The sequence below is a fragment of the Providencia sp. PROV130 genome, assembly GCF_028482225.1.
Taxonomy (GTDB): Bacteria; Pseudomonadota; Gammaproteobacteria; order Enterobacterales; family Enterobacteriaceae; genus Providencia; species Providencia rettgeri.
Window position 1 is genome coordinate 175,374 of sequence record NZ_JAMPQC010000005.1, and the last position, 25,957, is coordinate 201,330.

Here is a 25,957-nt window from a genome sequence, read left to right on the forward strand (position 1 = left end):
AAATCACACGGTTGCTAAGGATAACTGACTCACACCAACTCTACTGCTCATTTTAGCTGTCAAACATCAAAAGTGTGCTTCAACCGACATTTTTAAAAAATATTTTCATTCTATAACATACAACTGAAACGGTTCAGCTTATCTAGGATTAGATTAAGGGATATATTTATAGAACGCAATAGAAAATCCTATATTGGTGCACAAAAAAACAACGCCTAGTTTATCGCTAGGCGTTGTTCAGCAAGATAATTAGAAATGAGAACCGAAATTCGGTTATCATTCCGTCTTATTTTATTTCAGTAAAGATTTCGCAGCTTCAACCGCTTTCTCTACTGTGATACCGAATTCTTTATACAGTTCTTCCGCTGGTGCAGATTCACCAAAGGTATGCATACCAATGATGGCACCGTTTAAGCCAGTGTACTTGAACCAGTAATCTGCAATACCCGCTTCGATAGCAACACGTGCGCTAACATTTGCAGGTAATACTGCTTCACGGTATGCCGCATCTTGTTTATCAAATGCATCAGTTGATGGCATAGAAACAACACGAACTTTACGGCCTTCTGACGTTAATTGGTCAGCCGCTTTAACGGCCAATTCAACTTCAGAACCTGTTGCAATAAAGATAAGCTCAGGTGTACCTGCGCAATCTTTCAGAATGTAAGCGCCTTTCTCGATATTGGCTAATTGCTCAGCGGTACGAGGTTGTTGCTCTAAGTTCTGACGAGAGAAGATTAATGCGCTTGGGCCATCTTTACGCTCGATAGCATATTTCCACGCCACCGCAGATTCAACTTGGTCACAAGGGCGCCATGTGCTGACATTTGGTGTCACACGCAGGCTTGCCAGTTGCTCTACCGGTTGGTGAGTCGGGCCATCTTCACCCAGACCAATAGAATCGTGAGTATAAACGAAGATGCTACGCACTTTCATCAGTGCTGCCATACGAACCGCATTACGTGCGTATTCAACGAACATCAGGAATGTCGCGCCGTAAGGAATGAAACCACCATGTAACGCGATACCGTTCATGATAGCTGACATACCAAATTCACGAACACCGTAGTGAATGTAGTTGCCCGCTGGGTCAACGTTCAGCGCTTTCGAACCTGACCACATGGTTAAGTTACTTGGCGCTAAGTCAGCAGAACCGCCCATAAATTCAGGTAATACTTTACCAAACGCTTCTAATGCATTTTGTGATGCTTTACGGCTGGCAATATTTGCTGGGTTTTGTTGCAGATTTTCAACAAATTGTTTTGCATCCGCGTCAAAATTAGCTGGTAATTCACCATTCATACGACGAGTAAATTCCGCAGCTAACTCAGGGAATTGTGCTGCATATGCGGCAAATTTTTTATCCCATGCGCTTTGTTTTTCTTTACCTGCGGTGCGAGCATCCCAAGCTTCGTAAATATCTTTAGGAATTTCGAATGGACCGTAGCTCCAACCCAGAGCTTCGCGAGTTGCGGCAATTTCAGCATCACCTAAAGGTGCACCGTGGACAGACTCAGAACCCGCTTTGTTTGGTGAACCAAAACCAATGATAGTTTTACACATAATCAGTGTTGGTTTATCAGCTTGGTTCTTCGCTTCATTCACTGCCGCATTGATCTGTGATGCGTCATGTCCGTCGATATCACGGATAACATGCCAGCCATAAGATTCGAAACGTGCTGCGGTATCGTCAGTAAACCAACCTTCAACTTCACCATCAATTGAGATACCGTTGTCATCATAGAATGCGATCAGTTTATTTAATTTCAGTGTACCCGCTAAAGAACATGCTTCATGCGAGATACCTTCCATCATACAGCCATCACCCATGAAAACATAAGTGTGGTGGTCAACAACGTCATGGCCAGGGCGGTTAAATTGCGCGGCTAATGTGCGTTCTGCAATCGCAAAACCCACTGCGTTTGCAATGCCTTGCCCCAAAGGACCAGTTGTTGTTTCAACACCTGGAGTATAGCCATATTCTGGGTGGCCCGGTGTTTTAGAGTGTAATTGGCGGAAGTTTTTTAACTCTTCGATAGGTAAGTCATAACCAGTGAGGTGCAGTAAGCTATAAATCAACATTGAGCCATGGCCGTTTGACAGTACAAAACGGTCGCGATCTGCCCAGTGAGGGTCTGCTGGGTTATGATTCATATGGTCACGCCACAGTACTTCAGCGATATCAGCCATGCCCATTGGCGCGCCAGGATGCCCTGATTTTGCTTTTTGAACCGCATCCATACTTAGAAAGCGGATAGCATTAGCAAGGGTTTTACGAGTCGTCATCAGTATACTCCAGGTAGGATAAAAACGTACTTAAACCAATTTTTACAACGCAATACGGATAGTGCTACTTTAATTTCGCTGCAACATGAAAATATCAATTTACCGAGGTATCGCCATCGGTTTCCTTATCTAAGGAACCACAACACATCGATAACATACTGAGCATTTCACGAATAGAGCGATTGAAAGTAACCCAATTCTACCCATACCGCAATATTTGCTATGTTCATGGCAGCAGATCGCTAATAAATTGAACTGCCGCAAAGCTGAATCCATTCCATTGCGCAAAATATCCCTTAAGACTTACATTTTTGCGCAAGTGACTAACCTTATTAAACCTGAGTTCAGTGTCTGGGATCAAGGTGATTTATGCTTCTAGCTCATTTAGCTGCCACATTAGTGATAATTGGCAAAGTTTTAGACAAAAAAAAGCGCAATATGCCCGAATATTTTTGTTTGAGTTGAGTAAAAGACCTAGCCTTTCTAATGATTATTAATAGATAGAAGTAACATGAATTGAAAAAACCAGTAACAATAAATATTACTGGCTAATCATATAATATGAAATTTTAAATCAGCTAATCGCAGTTGCCTATAGAATGGTATTTATCAAATATAACAATGTATTTACGGCTTTTTTTCTTTAAAGCTTCATGGCGAAATTCTTGTTGTGGTAAAAGATAAAGAACTAAGGGCTGCTCATCATCCTTTACTTCGCAGCTTTCATGAACTAACACCCTAAAATAAGTATTGCCCGTATTTTTTAATCTGCCCGCATCTGCATCCATCACATATTTAAACTCAATATCTTTCGGCCTAACCACAAAATAGGTTTCTAAACTAACTGTGGGGTAAAATAAAGATTGCTGATTCTGAGAAGAGTCTGTTTCCACATCAAGCGCTGTTTCGCTGATCACAATCTTATAATAACGCTCTTTGTCATCCGTTTTACCGCGATAAAAAATCTTAAAATACTCTTGCTCACCGGGTAATACGATTTTTTTTAATGGGGTAAAAATAATTTCCCCTTCTTCTATTGGCTTCCCTTGCTCTTTATTATCTGGCTTATCTATTTTGTATGCGCTAAATGTATATAAATTCACCTTTTTCGTGTCATTGATATAGGACTTTGAAAAAAAGCTTTTGTTAGGTTCTAAAGATGAAATATCTGAGCTCAAATAAAGTGCATAGGCTTTACCAAAAAATGAAAAAAGCAATAACAACAACGCACTAGTCAATAGTTGGGGTACTATACACTTCATCTTATGAGTTCGAATCACACCAACCTTATAAATGGACATCTGGCCCCGTCCAAATCGCTTTCACGACAACCGTTCCACTCGCAGACACCGTTCCTAACCAATCGATGCCATCTAACGTAAATAATGAGTTTGAATCATTCATTGGGAAACGTAAATCCAAATTAGTACGATAGAATGACCCTAAATCTTGGTTAGGAATATCCCACGGAGTTTCCGCCCACAACGCATTATTCATTGATATTTCCGTACCATCACAATTTGAGCGATAAGACTCTTCGATACCTGAAGTATTTTTAAATGATAAGTAAGCTGAAAACGGAACACGAAATTTGTCATCATCGGAGCTGAACAAACAAAAATTTTGCCCGTTAACATTCACTGTCGGCCCCTCGACTCTTGCAGTGATCGAGTCCGCTTGTCGAGGGCCGCTTGTCGTCACAATATAATTAAACTCAATTGGTGGTTCCGCCGGGCCAATTTTCCCCGTTTTTGACGGGTTAGGAATATAATCAGCTGGCACAATACTAATGCTGTAGTCCCTAGGCTTTATCACTAACTGGTTCGATGGCGTGAATTCATAATAGCCTGACTGTGGGGCAGCGGCAGGATTCGTAAACGAAAACGTAAAAAAGTCTTGGCTATTGGTGAAATCAATATTATTTGTCACTAATTGTTTGAAAAACGTATTAGAAAAAAAGATAGAAACATAGTTATTTGAACTTTTAAAATATGAGTTCGCTGCATAAGCCGAGTTGTAATTTCGCCAAACATTAGAACCGTCGTCAGGGCCTATTTTTATTGACGCAGCAGCAGGGGTAAATGGAATTAATGTTGAATTTACTTTTAATGTCAGCAACACATTCGCAAAAATATCCCCCGATGTTTCATGTTTTACCACTTGGCAAATTAAACCGTTCACGTTGGCAACAATACCAATACGACAAAATTGCTCCCCGGGACCTAGGCTTGGATTACCATTACTATCAATATAAACTTCTTGCATTGCTCCTGTTGAACTCAGTTTAATATGCCCTGATTTCGTCATTGTAAACTCATGAGATGCGATAATTCGCCCACCAACACTTTGGCAACTTTCCCCTTTTGCAGGGTCATAATCTAAGTCAGTCATACATGCACGATAGCTATAAGTTTCCACGGTACCAATAGGCAGTTTTTGAAAATATTGGTATGTTGACTCACTAAAAATACCTCGCGCGTATGCCCCTTCCCCCAAGGTATTATCCTGCACAATTTTATATGCACCATTTCGACCAATATATTGTGCAGGCCAATAACCCGTATCGCGGTTACAGTAATTACGCATACAGCGGTTACCAATAAATGGGCTATCAATCGGTGAATTTTCAAACCAAATATCTACATTCTGGTTGGCCCGAATCGAGGTATTGGTGTAGCCCATATAACCTAAGCTTTCTTGATTTCTTGCTGAATAACGGGAAAATTTATTTGCGCCAGTGAATCGAGGATCTAAAGACCTTGGTGTTACAAAAAACTCATTATCAACACCATTTTCAATAAACACATAAGAATTACTCAGAGCCACAGCTAAGCCAGAAGAACTAAAGACGCCATTCAACAAACAACTCGCCAAAAATAGTAAGAAATATTTTTTATTCATCATGAAACTCTCATTGCCTTAATGCGACTGTTCTTTGCGGGTCACAAGTTACATCCCCTAGCCATAACGCACCTCTGGCCCCCTCTAGATTCAAATCAGCTTCGCATATAGTTTGCTCATCTTCTTGTAGAAGTGAAATAACAGGGTAGCGAACATCGACATCCATAGAAAACTCACCATTGTGATCTGTTTTTGTTCGACCAATATGGTTACGGATAGACGCATATTTAATAAATTCGCCAGTTGGCGATTTCAAACGGCCAAATACCGTCACGAGCTGCCTAACTTCAGGTTTATAAATAGCAATATTCCCAGGGTATAATGTGACAGACTTATTTCGCCCTGAGACAATGTCAAAACTGTCTTTAGATTTCGCATCATTCATTAATTGAATGTCATAGTCAGAATAAGGTGATAATGGAATAAAGGTATTTGCTCCACTAACAGGGTAATTTTGCCCATTAACACGCGCAGTCATACTCCCAGCTCCATAAATATCCGAATTAATAATGACACCTGATTTCCCTTGCTGCCCACTTGGCATAATAGTTCCATTGCTATAAGCGACTGAGCCTCTTGACGTCAAATTACCATTAAGCCTATTACTATCGGGCCGGTTAAGTGTCACCATACCTGAGTTATATTTAGTCTCGTAAGAGGCATAGCCCATTGTTGAAATATTAGACTCACCGTTATTTTTATCTTTAACTAGCTTTGATACCGAACCTCCGACACTTGTAATAACCGAATCATCAAAGCTCTTATTCGCATAGATATTGGCTTTCACATTGCCATTGCTCGATGAAAGACCTGTACTCAACCATGTTGATAAAGGTAATGAAAAATCGAGGCTAATAAATTTTTCATTCATACTTTTTTGGTCATCATAGTGATAACGCTGAACGCCTGTTCTTAACCCAATAGTGCCGTAACGGCCTGAAAATAATGTATTTGAATATTCATAGTTAATTGAATCACTACCAATGCGTTTATCTTTTGTACTACTAATAGTGAATGTTCCCGCTCGCTCAAATACCTTGTCAAAATTTAAAGTTGCGCCATAAGAATAGCTATCAGAGTCATAAATCGGTAATTCACCTTTTACTACGGCCTTTTCTTTCGAAGCCCAAACAGATCCATAGCCATCAGGTATACTTGTCGATAGCGTAGCAATATTTCTATGGCTTCCATGGTTTTCAATCATTCCCTGCCAAGACAGTGAGACATACTGATTTAAAGAAAAGTTAATACTGCTTTCATTAATTAAAAAATTGTCATAGCCATAATTAGACATCTGAATATTTAATCCAGATAAAACAGGAAAACCTTTTGCCACGGACGCACCGACTAAATAACTTTGCTTCAGTGGCTCACGTTTAGAATATTTTCCTCTTACATAACGTTTCTTATCGAAATCAACATATCCCCCATAGACTTCCCAATTTAACTTTTCAAAATTAGCGCCGCTAGTTCCAAAGGATTTATTAATTGTTTGATGTTGAGTCGTCAAAATTTTACCATCTACAACCGTCTCAATCGTGACATCATAGATACCAAATGGAAGAATACTCGTGTCGACTTCAAAGCTACCCATCGGAAAATTTTGAATATTTAATAACTTTCCATCACGGTAAATACGAACTTCACCTGGACTATTTAAAAATACATAAATTGGTGTTAACGAATATTTTGAATTCACCACGACACTAGATGCATTATTTCCTAGTGTAACTGCATAAATTTTACTGCTATTTAGAGTAGTTAGGCTCGCAATAGACTGTAAATTCCACGTACTCATTAATCCAATCGCATAACGTATTCCATTAAAATCACGTTCATACATAGCACGATATAATTCAATATCAGAGTTTGATTTACCAATGCTGTAGGCTGATGCATTAATGTTAATGTGGTGTTCGGCTATAGCCAACAAAGTATCTAAATTAAAATAGCTACTCGATGAATTTTTCCCTTTTTTTACCTGGCTTCCAAAAACACCTAAATCATAATTAGCTACTGCAGAAAAATCATTTACCGATGAGTCACCTAGAGAAAATTGCCTAACTTTTTCTTTAGGCACAAAAGCATCTTGGTCAACATTGAGTGACAAATTAAATGAAGAAATATCTAACTGAAGTAATGCATCTTTATCAATCTTAATATTATTTGATTCATTGAAAAAATTATCTTTACTGTTTTCTAATTCATCTATCAATAGTGAGCTTAACTTTGGCCCTTGGCTATTATCAATAAAATTAATATTCGCAAGTTTAATTTTTCCTTGTTCAACAATAATGATGGCATCAGCAATTTTATCTTCACTTTGATTTTTTTCTCTAGAAGTATTTAATCGTAAAAAAACAGGTACTGACATTCCCTCTTCCAGTGCCATAACAAAAGCTGGCGGAATAATATACCCACCAATTTTAATACGCTTGATATCTTTAGCATAAACAACATTTGAAAAAATAAAGCTCATTATTGATAATGCAATAATACTTTTATGCATAATTAAGACCCAATATTAGCTATTTGACCACAATAAAATCACCTTTGTGCCAAATACCAACACTTGTTTTTTTATTATTTATATCAACCAACTGAAGTTTTACAGCTAAATTTGGCATCAAGTAATAACGTTCTTTACAGATCCCATCGGAACCAAAATTTATTTTTTCAGGTAAACAGGGTCCTGAAGCAACAACACGAAAAGAACTGTTCCCTAAATTAGCAACTTTTTGATTTTCATATTTGTATTGGAAATTTTCTATTCTAGGTGCAACAACAAGTATTGTACTAATCGTTGCTGATGTTGTTGCTGATGCTGATTTTGAACTTTTCGTAATCCCACTTTCGCTAATTGGGTCATCTTTCCAATTTAGCCGATAATAACGTTCCTTATCGTCTTTCGGGCCATTGTAGATAACTTTAAATACATCACGTGCATTCCCCGGAAGAATAATATTCGCTGGTGTTGACAATATTTCGTTAGGATCGTTAGTTGAAATTACCTTTCCATGTTCTAATGGCGTATCTATTTTTTCTATCGTTAAGTTTACTAATCTAGCCGCATCAACTGTATTTTCAATTTCCTTAGAAAGTGAATTTTCATCAGATGAAATAATTTCCGTGATATTACCAACATTAACAGCCAAGGTGTTTTTTAGTGGGAGAATTGATAATAGAATAACTGCTATTGTTGTTTTTTTCATAATAAAACTCAAAATAAAAAACGATAAAGACTCTATATCCTTATATTATCTTTATCGTAACAAAGGATTTTTTATTTAATTAATAAAAAATTATGGAGTAACAAAAGTTCCTTCCCAGTTTGCAGTAAACTGGACTTTCACATCACCATCCCAAACACCATCATCTAAGTCTTTAAACTCAGCGACTGCGCCTGCTGCTTTAGCTTTAGCAATAACAAAGGTGAACTCACCGCGATCTGTTGCACGATCTGAGCTATTATAAACACCATCAGCCGCTAAATTATCTAAACCTGAAGTAATACCGTCAGCAACGCTGATTAACGTAGTATCCGTAGCGGTGTTTAAATCAGTACCATTCCATTTAACGCCAACTTCTAATGTAGAATCGTCGGTAGTTCTTGCTAATGTATTAGCAATAATTTTAGATGTTAATTTAAAGTCAGTTGCGCCGGATTGTCCTTGAATAGCGACATCGAATGCACCATTTTGCTGATTAAAGCTTTTTTGGCCTTCGGCGTAATTAAAAGTTAAGCTTTTTAGTGGAGTCACAACTAACATGCTTGTCGTGTCTTTAATTGCAGTCGCTTGCCATGTTGCTGTTGCTTGAGCGGTACGTGTATCTGCATTTGCAACGGTAGCAAAAGAAGCAGCAATAACCCCAGATAATAATACAGATGATATTTTCTTATTAAACATTTTATTCTCTCTAATTTAAATTCAATATACAACAAATGAAAAATTACTTAGTATAAAAAACACTTTTAACTGTGTTTTTTATAAAACATAATCTTGACTACTATAGAATAGAGCTAAAAAAAATTAAAATAACATTACTGTTTTTTATTTACTAAATTATCAATCAAATAATTACTTAATAAGTAATTTCTTTTACTTTTTTCTTTTTCCAATTTTATATCAATATCACATTCGCTTTGAACAAATAAAATAAGCTCAACCCAATTCTTATCTAAGAGATCTAAAAGATGGCTTAATTGGTCTATTGTTAATGATGTTTTTCCTGTTTCATAACGAGATATTTGTTGTTGACTAACATGCATTAGCTTTGCTAATTGCTTACCCGTCAAATTCTTTTCCTTTCTAGATTTCCTTAAAAATATTCCCGCATAATAACTCAACCTATTTACTTCCATAAGCATTTCCAAAATTTCCCCGATATATAAAACCAAATTTAATTTTTATTAAATGATAATCATTAATATATTTATTTAATAGGTTAAATTATTCTAGTGATAATTCATTAACTACTAATTTATGCTTAATAATATAAATTGAATAAAAAACGTGTAAAAATGTTTAAACCTATCAATAGAATTAAAATCAATAGGCCTGAGCTTTTTAATATTTTTTTGCACCCATATTTTGAGATATACAACCGAATAAAACACGCAATTGGAGTAGAAAAATGATAAGTAACTATGTGATTAATAGATTAATTTTAAATGTGATGATATTGTTGCTGCTATTACTATAATATGTTGCAAGTATTATTACTTATAAAACAATATAGATTACAGTGACACGCTAATTAATGCCAAGTTTCATTTTGTTACAATTTGGAATACAATGTATTACTTGTAATTTAAAATAACGCTTAATATGAGTATTGAGGATTTTTCGCTATAAAATGCTCATTGATTAGCGTTAAGATCGAGTATGCTATTTTTATTGATTCATATCAAAACATACTCATTAATTTTTATTTTTTTAAAGAATTAAAAAAATAAAAATTAATGAGTATAATAACTATCCCTACTGAAACAGTTCATCAATGATATAAAAAAAACATCATTTCAACCCTTCAAATAAAGCACAAAAAACCATCTATTTTGTTCTATTTATACCAAAGAAAAATAGTAACGTTTATAAATTATAATTCACACTTACCAAGAAGAAAAAGAAAATCGTTCAAAAAATAATCTGGCTCGCTATTCCAGAAAGTTTATCGATATTACTCATCATGCATAGATAGCTTACGCACTTCTAACAACCAACGTTTTTACTAACAGACATTCTTATGCTCTGTTACTATACCCAAAAGCATAATCTCTAGTGGAAAGCTAGGTGCAAAAGAAAGGATTAAAATCTAGGCTAGCTGTTATGTAGATAGTTATATCTAATTTATAAGTAGCGTAGCTTTAAGTGATAAATTGGGTCTAAAACAAGCCGTATAGATTAGGCACTTCAGAATCTGTATGCATTGAGCCATTTAATTGGCAAGAAGGGAATCTTAGCACTGACTATTTCAATAACTCACTATAAACATCCATAAAGCATCACATTCGATATTACCAAAATTAAAATGAGAGGCACTGGAGAATATAATACTTCATCCCTGATTCAACAATTACTGGCCAAGTACCTTATAAAATTATACAAGATAAGCTGGTCTGTAGGGCGAAGTATTAGCTCTAACCCCTATGTACCACAATAGGATCATGATATAGAAAATTGATACTATAGTAGACAAAGCGAACCAACTATTTGTTTTATCTTATATTTATCCATTTAATAGACATTGATGTTATATCATATATCTAATTATCAAAGTGGGATTTTAACATCATACACATTAAATTAGTTAACTGAGTTATTAATAGATAAGAGGATTAAATACATATTACAAATTATAGCTTTACCAATATAACTGGTTTCCTACCTTTATTCTAAATTCTTTCCTCTCTTTAATTGTAATAAATTGTAACTTTCAATGTGGATTCTTTATACTTCTTAATTAAATATACATTTGTTAACAATTATAATAATTTTACACTTATTTGGTGTATTTTTTTGTTTAATACCCTGTTTTCAACATTATGAAGTGTATTTTTAACCAATTAAACTGGTGAAGAGATATTTTTTAATTAAATAATGCTAAAAAAAATAGAGTTAATAGAAAAAACCTATTAAAAGTAAATCTTTAATAGAAATCCTGCCATTTACTCTTTTTTTAATGTATTTATTATAACACTCAATTAAGCAAGCGAGTGAGCTAACGAATATCACATAAATAGATCTATTAATATTAGAGGCTGAAAAAATGAAAGCTAATATAATTAGTAGTCATGTAGGAAATTATTTACGAAAATCACGCAAAGAAAAAAACATGACAGGAAAACAGTTGGCAGAATTAATTAACATTAGCCAACAACAGGTATCTCGCTATGAAACTGGCACCAGTTCATTATCGCTAGATCAATTAAATGAAATCTTAACTGTTTTAGACAAAAGATGGATTGAAATGATTTACTATATTGATTGTTTCTCTGAAGAAAATAAAAGAAACAATATAAATTTAAGTAAAAAAACAATCGCAATATTACTAAATAGCATGAAAGATATTTAAACCTTTCATTTTAAATTCAATAAAACCATATCAATATGTAAAAATTAAATAACTATTTTTACTATTGTTTTCTATCAATATAAAAAGAGAGATTAGTATGTTAAATAAAAAAATGGCTTCTGTATTGTTATCAACAATTATTGCAGCTTCTTTTGCTACCGTTGCAAATGCAGATACACGTACCGCTCAAGCAACAGCAACATGGCAAGCAACTGCAATTAAAGACACGACAAGTATGTTAGTTGTGACTCCATTAAGAAGTTTAACCTTTAATTATGCCGAAGGCCAAAAAAGCTTTAATCAACAAAATGGCGCATTTGATATTGCTATTCAAGGCCAAGCTGGTGCAACAGATTTTAAATTAGCATCAAAAATTATTGCTAATACATTAGCAAGAACTACCGACGATTCTAAATTAACTGTTGGCGTTAAATGGAATGGTGAAGATCTGACTAAAAATAATGATTTAGTATTAATTGATACATCAACTGGTTTAACTTCTGGTTTAGATAATTTAGCGGCTGATGGTATCTATAATGGCTCTGAGCGTGCAGCAGATCGCGGTGAATTCACCTTTGTTATTGCTGGCGCTGAAGCTGATGGCGCAGCGACTGACTTTAAAGCACTGACTGACGGTACATGGGATGGTGATGTGAAAGTTCAATTTACTGCAACTTGGGACGGTGAGTTTACGCCAGCTCCTTAATTCAATATCCCCTTATTAGATAACTAAATATTACGATAAAGATACTATAGGGAAATAATATCTTTATCGTCATTCATTTTAGAGATTTATGATTATGAAAAAGATAACATTAGCATTAATTTTATTATCATGGTTACCATTAAAAAGCAGTTTTGCTGTCAATGTGGGAAACATCACTGAAATAATATCATCGGATGAAGACACATTATCTAAAGAAATTGAAAATACAGTAGATACGGCAAGATTGGTAAATTTAACGATAGAAAAAATAGATTCACCACTTGATACTGGAAAAGTAATTCCAATTACTGATCCCAATGAAATATTATCAACACCTGCTAACTTAATTCTTCCTGGGCATGCAAAAGATATATTTAAGATAATTTATCAAGGTCCAAAAGATAATAAAGAACGTTACTATCGATTAAATTGGAAAGATGATCCTATTGGCGAGAGTGGTGTTACACAAAGTGCGAAATCGGCATCAGCAACAACATCGGCAACAATTAGCACAATTCTCGTTGTCGCACCAAGAATTGAAAACTTTAATTATAAATATTCTAATTCCCAAGTTTCAAATACTGGAAACAGCACCTTCCGTGTAGTGGCTTCAGGCCCTTGTTTAGCAGAAAAACAAAAATACGGAGTGGATGGTATTTGTCGCGAGCGTTATTACCTCATGCCAAATTTAGCCGTCAAATTACAATTTGTCGATGTCACAAATAAAAAATCAAGCGTAGGTATTTGGCACAAAGGAGAGTTCATTGTTGTCAAATAATTAAGAATGGACTTAAATTATGCGTAAAAGTGCTATTGCTTTATCAATATTAAGTATTATTTTTTCGAATACGATTAATGCCAATGAAATGAAAAGCGTTAAGATCGGTGGATATATTATTCCTCCTGCATTTGTTAGTGCATTGGAAGAAGGAATGTCTGTACCTGTTTTTTTACGACTAAATGATGATACGGTAACCAATCAGAGCGAAAGCAAAATTGCAGATGCAGTTATTGTAATCGATCATGATAATATTAAATTATCAAGTATTCATCTCATTGAAAATGAGCACGGTGCGAAACTAAATAATTTACTAGTCGATAAACTTGAAGAAAAAAAGGATGCCATTTTTAATGAAAGTAATGGCATTATTATTGATAATAATGCAACTCTTCAATTAAACATTTCTTCATTTAATTTATCATTAGATGTTGATAAAGCTGCTTTTTCGCCAAAAGAACATGCGCGGCAATCTGTACTAGGAAATTCTTCAGTTAATTCATTTTCAGCAGTAGCTAACTATGATTTAGGGGTATTTCAGAGCCGTGTTAAAGATTCAAAAGATACATCCAGTAGTTATTTCAATTTAGATACATTATTCGCAGCTGCAGAACATCACTTTAATGTAAATGCATCAGCATATAGCATTGGAAAATCTAATTCTAATGTTGAACTGTATCGTGCAATGTATGAGCGTGATTTCAACGGATTCCGTTTTGCGCTTGGGCTAATGAGTACGTGGAATTTGCAGTCTATTGCCAGCTTAACTGCCCTTAGCAGCAGTAAAATTTATGCGGCATCAATAGGGAATAATTCCTCAAGTATGGTGACAAATAAGCAGCAATCACTCACACCGATTTATGCTTTTTTAAATAGCCCAGGTGAAGTACGTATTTATCGACAAGGTAAGTTATTAAATATTCAAAATTTTCCCATGGGTAATTTTGAAATTGATACAAGTGTACTGCCCTATGGCATTTACGACGTCACTATTGAGACGGTTGTCGATGGCAAAATTGTCACAACACAAAACCAAACAATTAATAAATCCTTCGGCGCGATAACTGGCGGTTTTGATAAACTCAATTGGGAAATTTATGGTGGTTATATTGACTTTGATAAGCGTCATTATGTAAGAAATGAAGGCTCAACAAGTCAAACTCCTGGTAAAAGCCATTTAATCGGAGCCTCTTTCGCTTATAACTTCCCAGTGTTGTCTGGCGTGCGTTTTCAAATGTCAAATTATGGGTTTGATAAATTTGTTGTACAAGAAACGAGTATCAATGCGGCTTTAAATAACTATATCTCAGTTAACTGGCAAGGCATGCTAGAAAACCATGGCAGTTATCGTAACATTGCGACTCTTTCTGTCAATATACCAGAAGGTTACGGTTCTTTATGGGCATCAAAAGAAAAAACTGTCGTGAGCGGTGATTTACCACTTTATGATGCTGACAGTTATTCTTATGGCGGAACCATTAATTTTGACAAAATAATTGATAGAACTGGGTCACTGACTATTAGTAATACTAAAGATCGTCGTATTGGCAGTGATTCAATTAACTATGAATATGCAAATACATTATTCTCTGGCCGTTATGGAACCGTGGGGCTAAGAGCAGGTGTACAACGTTATCATTATGATAATCAAAATAGTACCAACGAAAAATATATTAACCTCGATTTTTCCTTACCTTTATCAACATGGTTGAGTACAGGTGTTTCCTCAACAAATGGTAATGTGAAAGCGAATATTTATGCGAATAAAAATTTTGAAGATTCGGTGATTACTAATGCAGGGGTTTCTGTCTCCAAATTAGTCCGAGATAAAGATAATGGTGAATCCAATTTTTCAACATTAGGCTATGCTTCCTATGATACTAAATATAATTCAGGTACCGTGACGATTAATCGCCCCGATAATAACAGGCTTAATGGCAACTTAACCTCTCGTGGCTCAGTGGCATATAGCGACGGCATGATCATGCCAAGTGGGCAGCAAGGCAAATCAGGTGTCATTATTAATTCTGATATAAAAGGTAGCGGCAGCATGGTCGCAAAAGTAAATGGGCAGAATTACCCAATTAGCGGAAAAAATACCTTTATTCCACTATCCCCTTATTCGGATTATGACATTCAATTAATGAATGACGGAAAATCAAAAGACAGCTTTGATATTGTCTCAGGGCGAAATAAATCCGTCACATTATACCCAGGAAACATTGCTCTTTATCAACCAGAGGTAAGGCAATTAGTTACGGTATTTGGCCGTCTGAAATCACCAAATGGTGAATATATAAAATATGCCTCAATTCGAAATCATATTGGTCGCACAAAAACAGATCAAAATGGTGAGTTTTCCATGGATGTTGACGTCCGATATCCAGTGATATCGTTATTACAAGATGATCAGCAAACAATTTGTGAAGCAGATTTAAACCTTCAAGGTGCACGTGGTGCATTGTGGGTCGGTGAGGTGACATGTGAACCTCAAGAAGCATTTGCTAAACGTTAATTATCACTTTAAAGGCTAATTTAATATGCGATTATTATCGATAACAGCACTTTTTATTTCATTTTCGGCTCTAATACCGAATTCGTTTTCTGCAACAGCACCATTACAAGAGTATGTCATTGTCGAAAACCAAGTTGATAACGAATTCTTTATTGTTGCTAATAGAGTTGACCCGCGCTTCTCGGGCTCAAATGTATTCACAAAATACCAGCGCAATAGGCAATACAGCTTAGGTTATATGGGATATACAGGAACACCTTTTAGCTCAACTTATAATACAGGTGATATTTGGTTAGAAAATTCTCCCGTAAGCCAACCTTTTATCGGGAATCGTTGCATGACAAATAACCGAAATTGCCCAGCGACTTCTTATTGGTCAGCTCAGCAGTTACGAGATAATGGTGCGTATAAAATCCAACAAACAGGAACACCGGGTGAATCTGGATATTCAAGACCGATATTTTCTGAATCTTTTTATCGCTGGTTAGCCGAAATACCACCAGGAACAGAATATACTTTTGATTTAAGAACCTGTACAAGCCGCGATGATTATGATTTAAGTAACGCAACCTGTATGACGAGTGGCGGAAGAACAACAACACAACAACATTACATTCCAACCAATAAAAAAGGCAATATTATTCTAAAAGGAACAGGAGCCTTACAAGAAGTCTTTGTGGATAGCAATGGCAATCCAACTATTGGACTTGGTTCTAACTTTTGCTCGACAGGAATTGTTGGAAATGCATCTGGAATTATTTGTAAGTTAGTTGAATTAGAAACCCAAGGGCAATCTATCGGCGGTACATTTACAGTTCGTATGTATATTGATAGTGCAAAATTAGGCTTAGCTAGGGACCCCCGAGCTGCACTTATTCAATATAAAGGGAGTAACAGCACACGCTGGACGAATTGGTCCTCAACAACAAATATGTCAGAGATCTTTAATAATGGTTCGCAAAATATTGAGGTTTTTCTCTCAAATGAGTATCTAAAGTCAATTGTTGATGCTTCACCTAATTCAACCGTCACACTCGCTGATAGCGTGTATACTTTTGGTTTTCAATCGCCACTTCCTCAATCGGGATTTTATGAATTTACGCCTTCAAATTTCTTAATAATTAAACCGAGGGATTATGGAATCAGCATTATTCCTGCAGATTTTAACCCAAACCAATCGAAAACGGGCAAAGTCGGCAATGATGAACCACCAATAGAATTTAATTATATCGTCACAACTAGCGGCCCAAGACAAGCGGATTCTATTACAGCAAAAGTTGAAGGACCAAACACAACATTAAAAGGACAATCATACTGTTTATTTACCTCGAGCGATAATAAACTTAATGTCCCTTTTTCCGCTTATCTTTCATTTAAAAATGAAAATGGCGCTAAAGAATCACACCGAGCAAGTTGTGATAGCAATGAAGTTTCATTAAAAAATGCATTATGGTCTGAAACACCATGGGATAAGCCTAATGAGGATTTAGGATCTTTTTATCGGACTAACTTAGATTTATCATTCCCAATGAATGACTCTGAATCATTTTTTACATTAGATGGCATTGATTGGTTAGGAACCGTTTCTGCAAGTGGCACAATAACTGTCAAAGCAATTTGGACTGGACCCGATATTCAATAATATCTAGTGACGACTTATAGGGCGACTTGTAAAAGCTCAAGTGGCCCTTTTATTGAACCTCATATACACTTAAACTTTGGCTTGAATTTTTAATATGAAACCATTTTATTTACTTAAAATCCTATTCTTGATTGTGCTATCAATGCTTTGCAATAGCGCTGTTGCTTTATATATCAATGCAGATATTTCTTCGATGGAGTCAGGACAAGAGTTTTTTTCTAAGCCATACATCAATGACACAGATAAAACTAATTTATATAATTTTAGTGCCTACAAAATTGATAAACCAGGTAACCAAGAACATGGAACACCTCTCCATAATGGCGAGATTATTTTTACTCCATTGAAGAAAATTTTATTACCTGGAGAACAAGAGTTTTTTAAAATTTTTTATCGAGGAGAAACCGATGAGACTGAGCGCTATTATAAAATCATCATTAGCGAAACGCCTCTTGATATGCGTAATGATGATGAACAAAAAAAGCGACCTTTATTTTACCCAACGGTTAGCCTAGAAACCTATTTCGTTGTAAGACCCAAAAAACCAGACTTCAAATATGACCTTAATCCAAGTACTCGTATTCTAAAAAATACGGGGAATACCTATTTTAGAGTGCTCTTACATGAAAACTGTGATGCTAATGATGATTCCGAACCTTATGTATTTTACTTATTACCAGGCCAAGAGTCTAAAGATGAGCGTCTTAAAAAGAAAAGTCGTAAATATATTGTTATCTTTGATAAATATTACCCAATTGGTAATTGCACATAAGAACCAATGATATCAATCAATTAAAAAGACTATCAAATTTAACTATGCTACTGTTTAAATAAAAATTGAATTATCTAATCATTATTCGATAGGTACTCTGTATCTATAATTACTTAAAGGTATTAAAAATTCATAAAACTCAGTTATGAAAAATTGTTTCAGCTTATTAAAAAAGCAAATTAATTTAGATACCTATGACTTGAAATAGTGATTAATACTGTTTTTTGCCTACATATAAAACATCAAAACAAAAAATGTCAGTTTCATTAATACGATACACTGAAATTTTTCACCATTACATATATAACCAATAATTATAAACAAAAATTTATTTTCATATTTTCTTCTCAAAAAAAGAGTAGTATATTACACTGATATAATTACTTTAAAATCAATGACTATCATGTTAGCTAAAAGTGACCAAATTAAGCACATATTTTAATAACTAAATAAGAGTCATGTATGATATATATACTGAATAACATAATAAAATATAATTCTGACTTAGGTGAAATATTTAGGGTGGACACAGAACTCAGTGTAATGAAATTAACCCCCGTATTGAACTATATCTTTATAATACTAATTCAAAATAACAAAACGACTATCACTCGCGAAGAGATACTAAAAAAAATACTAAATAAATATGACTTAAAAGTTTCGATAAACACGCTTAACCAATACATTAGTACATTAAGGAAAGTATTACATCAACAGCTTTTAGTTGAAAATGCGATTCTAAGCATATCAAAAAAGGCCTTGTTATCTCTTCTGAAATCCAAATTGAAGAATCGATTGCCAAGTTCAATAACAAAATAGAGAAAAGCCTAGCTAACCCTCCCACTTCAAGCAATAAATCTGCCAAATCACTAGTACTTAGTAATAAAAATCATATTATTAAAAAAACATTATTGATAATTAGTGTTTTTTTACTTTTGGTGATTATTTACCTTGTAAATCAAATTTATGCAGTAAAATACCCATATACATCAATACAATCATACAAAATTAGCACAATTGGCGATTGTCCCGTTTATGGGTTCAAAGATAACTATGAAAAAAACATAAGTGATACAATAGGCAAACAAGCAATTGATTTTAACTTAACCTGTGAAGATTCTGATATCTTTTATTATTACAACAACATACAAAACTTAGGAAAAAACAAACATAGCTTATTAGTAAAATGCAAAAAAAACAAAGATTGCATTTCAACAAGAATAAACTGGCAGGAAAAAAATGACTAATAAAACATTATACTCATTGATACTATTATTTTCATTAATCATCATTTTCTTGTTGTTTAATTTGAATTTAGAAAAAAACCAAGCGCAATATTGCGAAGCAACTGTTTCCTCTAATTTCATATTGGCTAATAATAAATCATCATATTTGCTAGATATGAAATTAGTAAAAAACAATGATAACAGTGGGTATATTAAATTATTAGGAACAATTACAACTGATAAGATGTATACTGTCAATCGAGTTGTTCATTTCAATCAATCATCAAGAAAATATATAAAAGACTTAAAATTAACCATAAGTTATGACAGAAAATCCACAAATGATAATGTTCCTGATGATATATTCGAAAAATATTTCAAAGCATTCAACCTAAATTCAATTGCATATGTAGAAATTGATGAAATAACACCTGATTGGTACCTTTTTTCAAGTTCGTTTGGCCCTTATTTTGTCTGTAGCAGACAAGCCAAATTAAATACAATTTAATATATAGCGTTCCAATTATAAAGTTTAGAGAATAGCAAGTATTGCATCTTTGCTTCTTATTATCATTTCTATTTCTCTCCAACTAATTAGGTTTGATTATACTTTTATCTAGAATTAAATTTATATGCTACCTATCGATAAGTACTAGCTCAACCCTTAATAAGTCACCATTTCAACTTAATCTATAAATACTTTCTGTAATTTTATGTAAAAATATAAATAATTACTTTTATATGACTATAAATACATTTTTTTCATTTATTATTTATTATATTCCCACTTTTAAGCCACCCCTTCAATTTAACGTAATCCATTGTTTTTATTTAACTATAAAAACCTATATTTTAGTTTAATAGCTTATAGTCATTATTAATATCTATATTGATAGCCAGGGACTATTAAATAAACTATTTTTGATTCATTAAAACAATTTCACATTAGTAACTAAAAAATATAATCTACCCTTCATTGAGAAAGCCAAAAAAATTTAAAGTAATGCTATTATTAATAGCTAACTTTGAGATAATAAGTTTCTAATAGAGAGAATATAAAATGAAATATATCAATACTAAAGAATTGAATATAAATAACGACCTAGATATTGTTATGGCCACCGCAAAATACTTAAAATCTGCACGTATTGAAAGATCATTAACGGGTACAGAGGTAGGAAAACTATTAAATTTGAGCCAACAACAAATATCAAGATATGAGAATGGCCAATCTGCTATTTCTATTGATAGCCTTCATACATATCTTAAAGTATTAGGAAAAGATTGGTTAGATTACTTCAGATCTGTTATCTTAGTTAGAGTTCATGCGAATTACTATTAATATAGTAATAAAAAATTCAAATCAATTATTTTAAATAAGAAATTAATTTTAAGGTAAGTGCTCAAAATCATATATCAATAACAACATGAAAAAATTTTAAAATAGTTAATATGATTGAAAGAAATTTGAATTATTCTCGCAAGTTTACTATTTATAAATCTCATTATATCAAAACTTAACTCGAAGAAGTTATTAGAAGCAAAAAATGATATCTATAGAAAGGAACTTTTAGTGCAGTTAAATACAGTCATACAAAAAAGAAAACGCCACGCTAATAAATTAGCGTGGCGTTATAATTTGGCGGAACGGACGGGACTCGAACCCGCGACCCCCTGCGTGACAGGCAGGTATTCTAACCAACTGAACTACCGCTCCTGATGTTCCCTGCTGGGAACGCCATGCATATTACGAATACTTGAGGACCCCGTCAACACTTTTTCTTGTTAAATCGCGCAGTTGAACAGTTTTTAGCCTTGAGAGGCTTTTCTATCCATTTTCCTAAGCAAGTATAAATAATGAAATCAATTATTAGTGTAAATTTTCAGCTTCATCAGAAGGTTGGCGCCAAAGACAAGGTTTGCCGCCTTTCTTATCAACAATATCCAACCGAGCTTCATGAGCAATTATTTCTTCATCAGAAGCAAAAATCACTCTAAGACCGCTCTGAGGACGTTCAATCCTTTGAATTTCATACTCTTGCTCATTATTAGCTGATTCTGAATCCATCGAAAATGCTAATGAAGTTTGCCCGCCCGTCATTGCCAAATAGACATCTGACAGAATCTCAGCATCGAGTAAAGCCCCGTGCAGTGTACGCTTAGAGTTATCAATTAAATAACGGTCACATAACGCATCCAAGTTATTCCGTTTACCAGGAAAAAGTTTGCGAGCCAATACTAAGCTATCAGTGATAGTACAAAATTCTTGCGTAGGCGGAATACCTTTATTGAGTTTACGGAATTCATAGTCCATAAAACCGATATCAAAGGGGGCATTATGAATAACAAGTTCTGCACCACGAATAAATTCAAGGAACTCATCCGCAATCTCAGCAAAAACAGGTTTATCTTGTAAAAATTCATCACTTATCCCATGCACTTCAAATGCCTCAGGATCCACTAAACGGTCAGGTTTAATGTACACATGAAAATTACGCCCCGTGAGTCGGCGGTTAATCACTTCAACCGCTCCAATCTCAATTATGTTGTGCCCTTCATAATGAACACCGAGTTTATTCATACCGGTTGTTTCAGTATCAAGGACAATTTGTCTGGTTATCACCGTGCTCATAATGTTTTTTTGTGTCAAACTAGAAAGGAACGAATAATATAGAGTGTAACAGAAATGACAAAGCAGGTAGAAATTTTCACGGATGGTTCCTGTTTGGGCAATCCTGGCCCGGGTGGATATGGCGTTGTTCTACGCTACCAACAACATGAAAAAACATTGAGTGATGGATATTTTTTAACCACAAATAACCGCATGGAACTACTTGCAGCCATCGTTGCATTAGAATCACTAACAAGGCCTTGTGATATTATTTTAACCACTGATAGCCAATACGTACGACAAGGAATCACACAATGGATCCATGGCTGGAAACGAAAACAATGGCGAAAGGCAGATAAATCCCCTGTCGTTAATGTGGATTTATGGAAGCGCCTTGATGACGCCATCCAACGACATACAATTGATTGGCGTTGGGTTAAAGGCCACGCAGGCCACCCTGAAAATGAGAAATGTGATGAACTGGCTCGAGCTGCCGCGTCAGCGCCGACTAAAGAAGATACAGGTTACCAGCCTGCACAAAACTAAGAAGGGTCGTCTATCTTCATTGATTTACTGATCTCCTTCGCCGCACCGAGTGCTGTTCCAATCTTAACCTTCGGTTGCTTGAATTTTAGTGGTGTCGGAGTCAGTGGATAAGTCCGTTTCCGCGCCACAATCACGCTTAAAGCCCCAATTCCCCCACAGTTTTTATTCATTCGTCTTTGTGCACTCAACCAAGGAAATATTTGGCAATTACGATGATACAAAACTTCATAGTTTAATAAGCTTAACCAATCAAATACCCTAACAGAGGGGAAAAAACGGCTACAATAAGGCTGCCGTTTACGTAAAACAGGTACGAGTTTCGCCATTCCGACAAGACTGAAAGGGTTAAAACCTGAAATAATTAGCCAGCCATCGTCGATTAACACCCGGTCAACCTCCCGTAAAAGCCAATGAGGATCATGGCTATATGCCAAACAATGAGTCATTAGACAGGCATCTATCGATTTTTGGGTTAATGGTAATGCCTCGGGCTTTGCAATAAGATTAAAACGAGGATCACCAGTACCAACATTAAATTGGTGGGAGATTAAGCAGCCTTCGGTATGGATTTCAGTACTTAAATGGCCTAACTTAAGCAAATGAAAGCCAAATATCTTCGGCCACCAAGGGCTAAGTTGATTTTCTATGGCTTGACGATATTGTTCTCCAAAAGGAATGTCAGACCAACTAACTGGCATTTGAATTTTTTTATCAATACGCGCAGGCTTCATGAAATTCCCTTATTAACTATTAACAAGTATCGAGGTCATTATGGAGTTAATTCGAGTACCAGCTTTAAACGATAACTACATTTGGGTTTTAGTCGATGGCCAGCAACAGTGTATCATCGTTGACCCCGCAGAGGCAGAGCCTGTGCTTGAAATAATTACAGCTAAACAGTTGACGCCTGTCGCCATCCTATTAACTCACCACCATAATGACCATACCGGTGGTGTAAAAGGGATTTTAAGCAAATTTACAACTCTTCCTGTTTTTGGCCCAAAAGAAACCCAATCTAAAGGGGCGACAGAAATAGTCGAAAACGGTGATAAGGTCATAATTAACGAGTTCAACCTACAAGTTATTGCATTATCAGGCCATACTTCTGAGCACATCGGCTTTTACCAAGCACCTTATTTATTCTGTGGCGACACGCTGTTCTCTGCCGGTTGCGGGCGGATATTTGAAGGAACACCGGAACAAATGTTCGAATCTATCCAAAAAATTGCTGAGCTTCCTGATGAAACCTTAATTTGCTGTGCCCATGAATATACTTTATCTAATCTAAAATTTGCACACCATGTATGGCCTGAAAATGAAGCGATTACACAATATTTACAAAAAATAACGCAAATACGTGACAAAAATCAACCAACAGTACCTACTGCATTGAAAACAGAGAAAAAAATAAATATTTTTCTGCAATGCGATAACCACCAATTACAGAAAAAACTCGATATTAATGTACAAAATCCACCTTTAAGAGCAGTTTTTACCCTGTTGCGTCAATTAAAAGACCAATATTAAAGTTTAATGATTGTCATATCGGGGTGGGATAAGTATTATTGTTCGACTTTTAAACATCAAAATGAAGAACAATAGAAAAGAATGAAGATAATCGCGACGCTTATCGCCATTGTTCTGTTGGCCGGATGCCAAACTGCCCCGAAAAAAATTAAGCAGAACAAAACTCCAACTAATCATACTATTGAAACTGTTGCATCACACAACCAAGCAGCCAGCCGACAATTACCTAAAGTCGACTATGACCTATGGGGCTATATTAGTGATGAACTAAAAATGGATATCCCTGATAAACCTCAAATTAGGGAACTCGCAAATAGTTATTTAAATAAACAACGTTTTGTCTACGATGTGGCATTAAGAGCTGAGCCATACATGTACCTCATCGTAGACGAAATTAATGAGCGCAATTTACCCATGGAATTAGCTTTAATTCCTATTATTGAAAGTTCATTTAATCCTAAAGCAACTTCTCCAGCACAAGCTGCAGGTCTATGGCAAATCGTTCCTATCACTGCGCGCTCATATGGACTAAAACAAACACAATGGGTTGATGAGCGCAGGGATGTGGTTTCTTCAACTAAAGCAGCTTTTGATCTTCTCGAAAACTTAAATGTTATGTTTGGCCACGATTGGGAACTCACCCTTGCTGCCTATAACTGTGGGGAAGGCTGTGTTCAAAATGCTATCAAGAAAAACGAAGCTGCTGGGCTACCTACTGATTTTTGGTCACTCTCTTTACCGAAAGAAACCAAACAATATGTACCAAAAATCTTAGCACTTAGCCAAGTATTGAAAAATCCCGAAAAGTACCAAGTTAATTTACCAACAAGTAATAAAAATCGAGCACTCACGCAAATCGATGTTGGTCAACAAATCACGTTATCTCAAGCCGCTGAGTTGGCAGGGTTAACTGTTGAATCGGTAAAAACGTATAATTCTGGTTATACACGCGGCATAACATCGCCAAGTGGCCCTCATTATATTATGTTACCTACAGCAAAAGCTGAACAATTCAAAACATCACTCTCAGATGAAGATGTTTTAAACACGATTCGTTTAGCCGCACAACAAAATCAACAGATAAAAACAGCCCAACCCACTGCAATTTCTAGCGCGCGTCAAAATCGAGCTAAAATAGCTACATATAAAGTACGCAAAGGCGAATCTGTCGCAAGTATTGCAAAAAAATTCAATACTACCGCCAAGAATATTCAAAAGCTAAATGGGTTAAAAACTGCGAGTGTTATCAAGCCAGGACAAGTATTAAAAGTTACGAGCTCAGTGCCTGCTGCAAGTAGCCGTAAGGTGAAAACCTATAAAGTAAGAAAAGGCGACTCCTATTATAGTATTGCGAAACGTCATGGCATAAAGCTCAATGATTTAATGACTTGGAATTCAGGTGTTAAAATGGCCGACCTGAAACCAGGGGTAACCTTAAACCTCTATCTTTAAGTTAGTCTCATCAAAAAAGCTTTTGTCTATTTAAGGCAAAAGCTTTTTTATTTTTAATTCTCTTATTAGTAAAAATAAATTATTTGAATGAATTAAATAGGAAAATAATTTTTATAACATCTTTTGTATAAACACTTCATATTCACTGTACTAAAATAACCGATGGTTAAACTATAATTTAAATACTTCATAAAATTGAGTTTAAGCAGAACATACGCGACTCAGCCCCCAACAACTTGCTAATAAACTAGAAAAAAGTAGTTTATTGCTGGTGACATATGTGATAATAATGCTATTATTATATCGCGGCTAGTTTAGTCCGAGCTGCCAGTCCGTATTCGAATATCGCTTATGTATTATATTAATAATCTTCGAAAGTTTAACGAACTAGCAATAATCTTATATTTTTCAATATATTA

General features: G+C 35.1%; 21 protein-coding genes and 1 tRNA gene. 12 read left to right on the top strand and 10 right to left on the bottom strand.

The features are described 5' to 3' along the window. Positions 1–291: 291 nt before the first annotated feature. From tkt to PSF28_RS04770, 7 genes are all read right to left on the bottom strand, one after another. Positions 292–2,286 carry a transketolase gene (gene tkt / locus PSF28_RS04740; RefSeq protein ID WP_210839984.1) on the bottom strand — a complete coding sequence of 665 codons (1,995 nt, stop codon included), beginning with the start codon at positions 2,284–2,286 and terminating at the stop codon, positions 292–294. A 578-nt stretch (positions 2,287–2,864) separates the two neighbouring features. Next, positions 2,865–3,587: a fimbrial protein gene (locus PSF28_RS04745; RefSeq protein ID WP_272684722.1), complete on the bottom strand. Its 723-nt coding sequence runs from the start codon at positions 3,585–3,587 to the stop codon at positions 2,865–2,867. Next, positions 3,574–5,187 carry a fimbrial protein gene (locus tag PSF28_RS04750; RefSeq protein WP_210839989.1) on the bottom strand — a complete coding sequence of 538 codons (1,614 nt, stop codon included), beginning with the start codon at positions 5,185–5,187 and terminating at the stop codon, positions 3,574–3,576. The genes PSF28_RS04745 and PSF28_RS04750 overlap by 14 nt, the downstream gene beginning before the upstream one ends. A gap of 10 nt (positions 5,188–5,197) precedes the next feature. After that, a complete protein-coding gene (locus PSF28_RS04755; protein WP_272684723.1) occupies positions 5,198–7,696 on the bottom strand; it encodes a TcfC E-set like domain-containing protein in 2,499 nt (832 codons plus the stop codon). 19 nt (positions 7,697–7,715) lie between these two features. Then, positions 7,716–8,399, bottom strand: coding sequence for a hypothetical protein (locus tag PSF28_RS04760; RefSeq protein ID WP_272684724.1), 684 nt, complete (start codon positions 8,397–8,399; stop codon positions 7,716–7,718). A 90-nt stretch (positions 8,400–8,489) separates the two neighbouring features. Beyond that, complete coding sequence (gene ecpA, locus PSF28_RS04765) at positions 8,490–9,095, bottom strand: common pilus major fimbrillin subunit EcpA (protein WP_004914437.1); 606 nt, start codon at positions 9,093–9,095, stop codon at positions 8,490–8,492. Between the two features lie 134 nt (positions 9,096–9,229). After that, on the bottom strand, positions 9,230–9,550 hold the full coding sequence (locus PSF28_RS04770; protein WP_272684725.1) for a helix-turn-helix domain-containing protein: 321 nt from the start codon (positions 9,548–9,550) through the stop codon (positions 9,230–9,232). A gap of 1,907 nt (positions 9,551–11,457) precedes the next feature. On the opposite strand from PSF28_RS04770, the gene PSF28_RS04775 reads away from it, so the two are divergent. The 9 genes from PSF28_RS04775 to PSF28_RS04810 all read left to right on the top strand — a co-directional run bounded on the left by PSF28_RS04775 (position 11,458) and on the right by PSF28_RS04810 (position 20,744). Beyond that, the gene (locus PSF28_RS04775) at positions 11,458–11,763 is read left to right on the top strand and encodes a helix-turn-helix domain-containing protein (protein WP_004914446.1); all 306 of its coding nucleotides are present in this window, start codon (positions 11,458–11,460) and stop codon (positions 11,761–11,763) included. 97 nt (positions 11,764–11,860) lie between these two features. Beyond that, entirely contained in the window at positions 11,861–12,469 is a 609-nt protein-coding gene (ecpA, locus tag PSF28_RS04780; protein ID WP_004914448.1) for a common pilus major fimbrillin subunit EcpA, read from the top strand. A 94-nt stretch (positions 12,470–12,563) separates the two neighbouring features. Then, positions 12,564–13,247 (top strand): hypothetical protein, encoded by a 684-nt coding sequence (locus tag PSF28_RS04785; RefSeq protein ID WP_198641856.1) that lies wholly within the window; start codon positions 12,564–12,566, stop codon positions 13,245–13,247. Positions 13,248–13,266: 19 nt separating this feature from the next. After that, a complete protein-coding gene (locus PSF28_RS04790) occupies positions 13,267–15,762 on the top strand; it encodes a TcfC E-set like domain-containing protein (protein WP_210840332.1) in 2,496 nt (831 codons plus the stop codon). A 25-nt stretch (positions 15,763–15,787) separates the two neighbouring features. After that, positions 15,788–17,404: a fimbrial protein gene (locus PSF28_RS04795; protein WP_272684726.1), complete on the top strand. Its 1,617-nt coding sequence runs from the start codon at positions 15,788–15,790 to the stop codon at positions 17,402–17,404. 142 nt (positions 17,405–17,546) lie between these two features. Further along, positions 17,547–18,176 carry a fimbrial protein gene (locus PSF28_RS04800; RefSeq protein WP_371031638.1) on the top strand — a complete coding sequence of 210 codons (630 nt, stop codon included), beginning with the start codon at positions 17,547–17,549 and terminating at the stop codon, positions 18,174–18,176. 543 nt (positions 18,177–18,719) lie between these two features. Further along, positions 18,720–18,995: a winged helix-turn-helix domain-containing protein gene (locus PSF28_RS23635; RefSeq protein ID WP_442958801.1), complete on the top strand. Its 276-nt coding sequence runs from the start codon at positions 18,720–18,722 to the stop codon at positions 18,993–18,995. 420 nt (positions 18,996–19,415) lie between these two features. Further along, positions 19,416–19,910 (top strand): FidL-like protein, encoded by a 495-nt coding sequence (locus PSF28_RS04805; RefSeq protein ID WP_272684727.1) that lies wholly within the window; start codon positions 19,416–19,418, stop codon positions 19,908–19,910. A 552-nt stretch (positions 19,911–20,462) separates the two neighbouring features. Then, positions 20,463–20,744: a helix-turn-helix domain-containing protein gene (locus PSF28_RS04810; protein ID WP_198641854.1), complete on the top strand. Its 282-nt coding sequence runs from the start codon at positions 20,463–20,465 to the stop codon at positions 20,742–20,744. Between the two features lie 298 nt (positions 20,745–21,042). Here the strand turns inward: PSF28_RS04810 and PSF28_RS04815 are convergent. Next, positions 21,043–21,119: transfer RNA gene (locus PSF28_RS04815), tRNA-Asp, on the bottom strand. Between the two features lie 153 nt (positions 21,120–21,272). After that, positions 21,273–22,034 carry a DNA polymerase III subunit epsilon gene (dnaQ, locus tag PSF28_RS04820; RefSeq protein ID WP_272684728.1) on the bottom strand — a complete coding sequence of 254 codons (762 nt, stop codon included), beginning with the start codon at positions 22,032–22,034 and terminating at the stop codon, positions 21,273–21,275. Between the two features lie 54 nt (positions 22,035–22,088). On the opposite strand from dnaQ, the gene rnhA reads away from it, so the two are divergent. After that, entirely contained in the window at positions 22,089–22,559 is a 471-nt protein-coding gene (gene rnhA / locus PSF28_RS04825; RefSeq protein ID WP_004914473.1) for a ribonuclease HI, read from the top strand. On the opposite strand, the gene PSF28_RS04830 is transcribed toward rnhA, so the two are convergent. Next, the gene (locus PSF28_RS04830) at positions 22,556–23,290 is read right to left on the bottom strand and encodes a class I SAM-dependent methyltransferase (RefSeq protein WP_109911903.1); all 735 of its coding nucleotides are present in this window, start codon (positions 23,288–23,290) and stop codon (positions 22,556–22,558) included. The two genes, rnhA and PSF28_RS04830, sit on opposite strands and share 4 nt — an antisense overlap. A 40-nt stretch (positions 23,291–23,330) precedes the next feature. Here PSF28_RS04830 and gloB point away from each other — a divergent pair, with 40 nt between their 5' ends. Beyond that, positions 23,331–24,086 (top strand): hydroxyacylglutathione hydrolase, encoded by a 756-nt coding sequence (gloB, locus tag PSF28_RS04835; protein ID WP_272684729.1) that lies wholly within the window; start codon positions 23,331–23,333, stop codon positions 24,084–24,086. 81 nt (positions 24,087–24,167) lie between these two features. Then, the gene (gene mltD / locus PSF28_RS04840) at positions 24,168–25,538 is read left to right on the top strand and encodes a murein transglycosylase D (RefSeq protein ID WP_272684730.1); all 1,371 of its coding nucleotides are present in this window, start codon (positions 24,168–24,170) and stop codon (positions 25,536–25,538) included. Positions 25,539–25,957 lie beyond the last annotated feature (419 nt).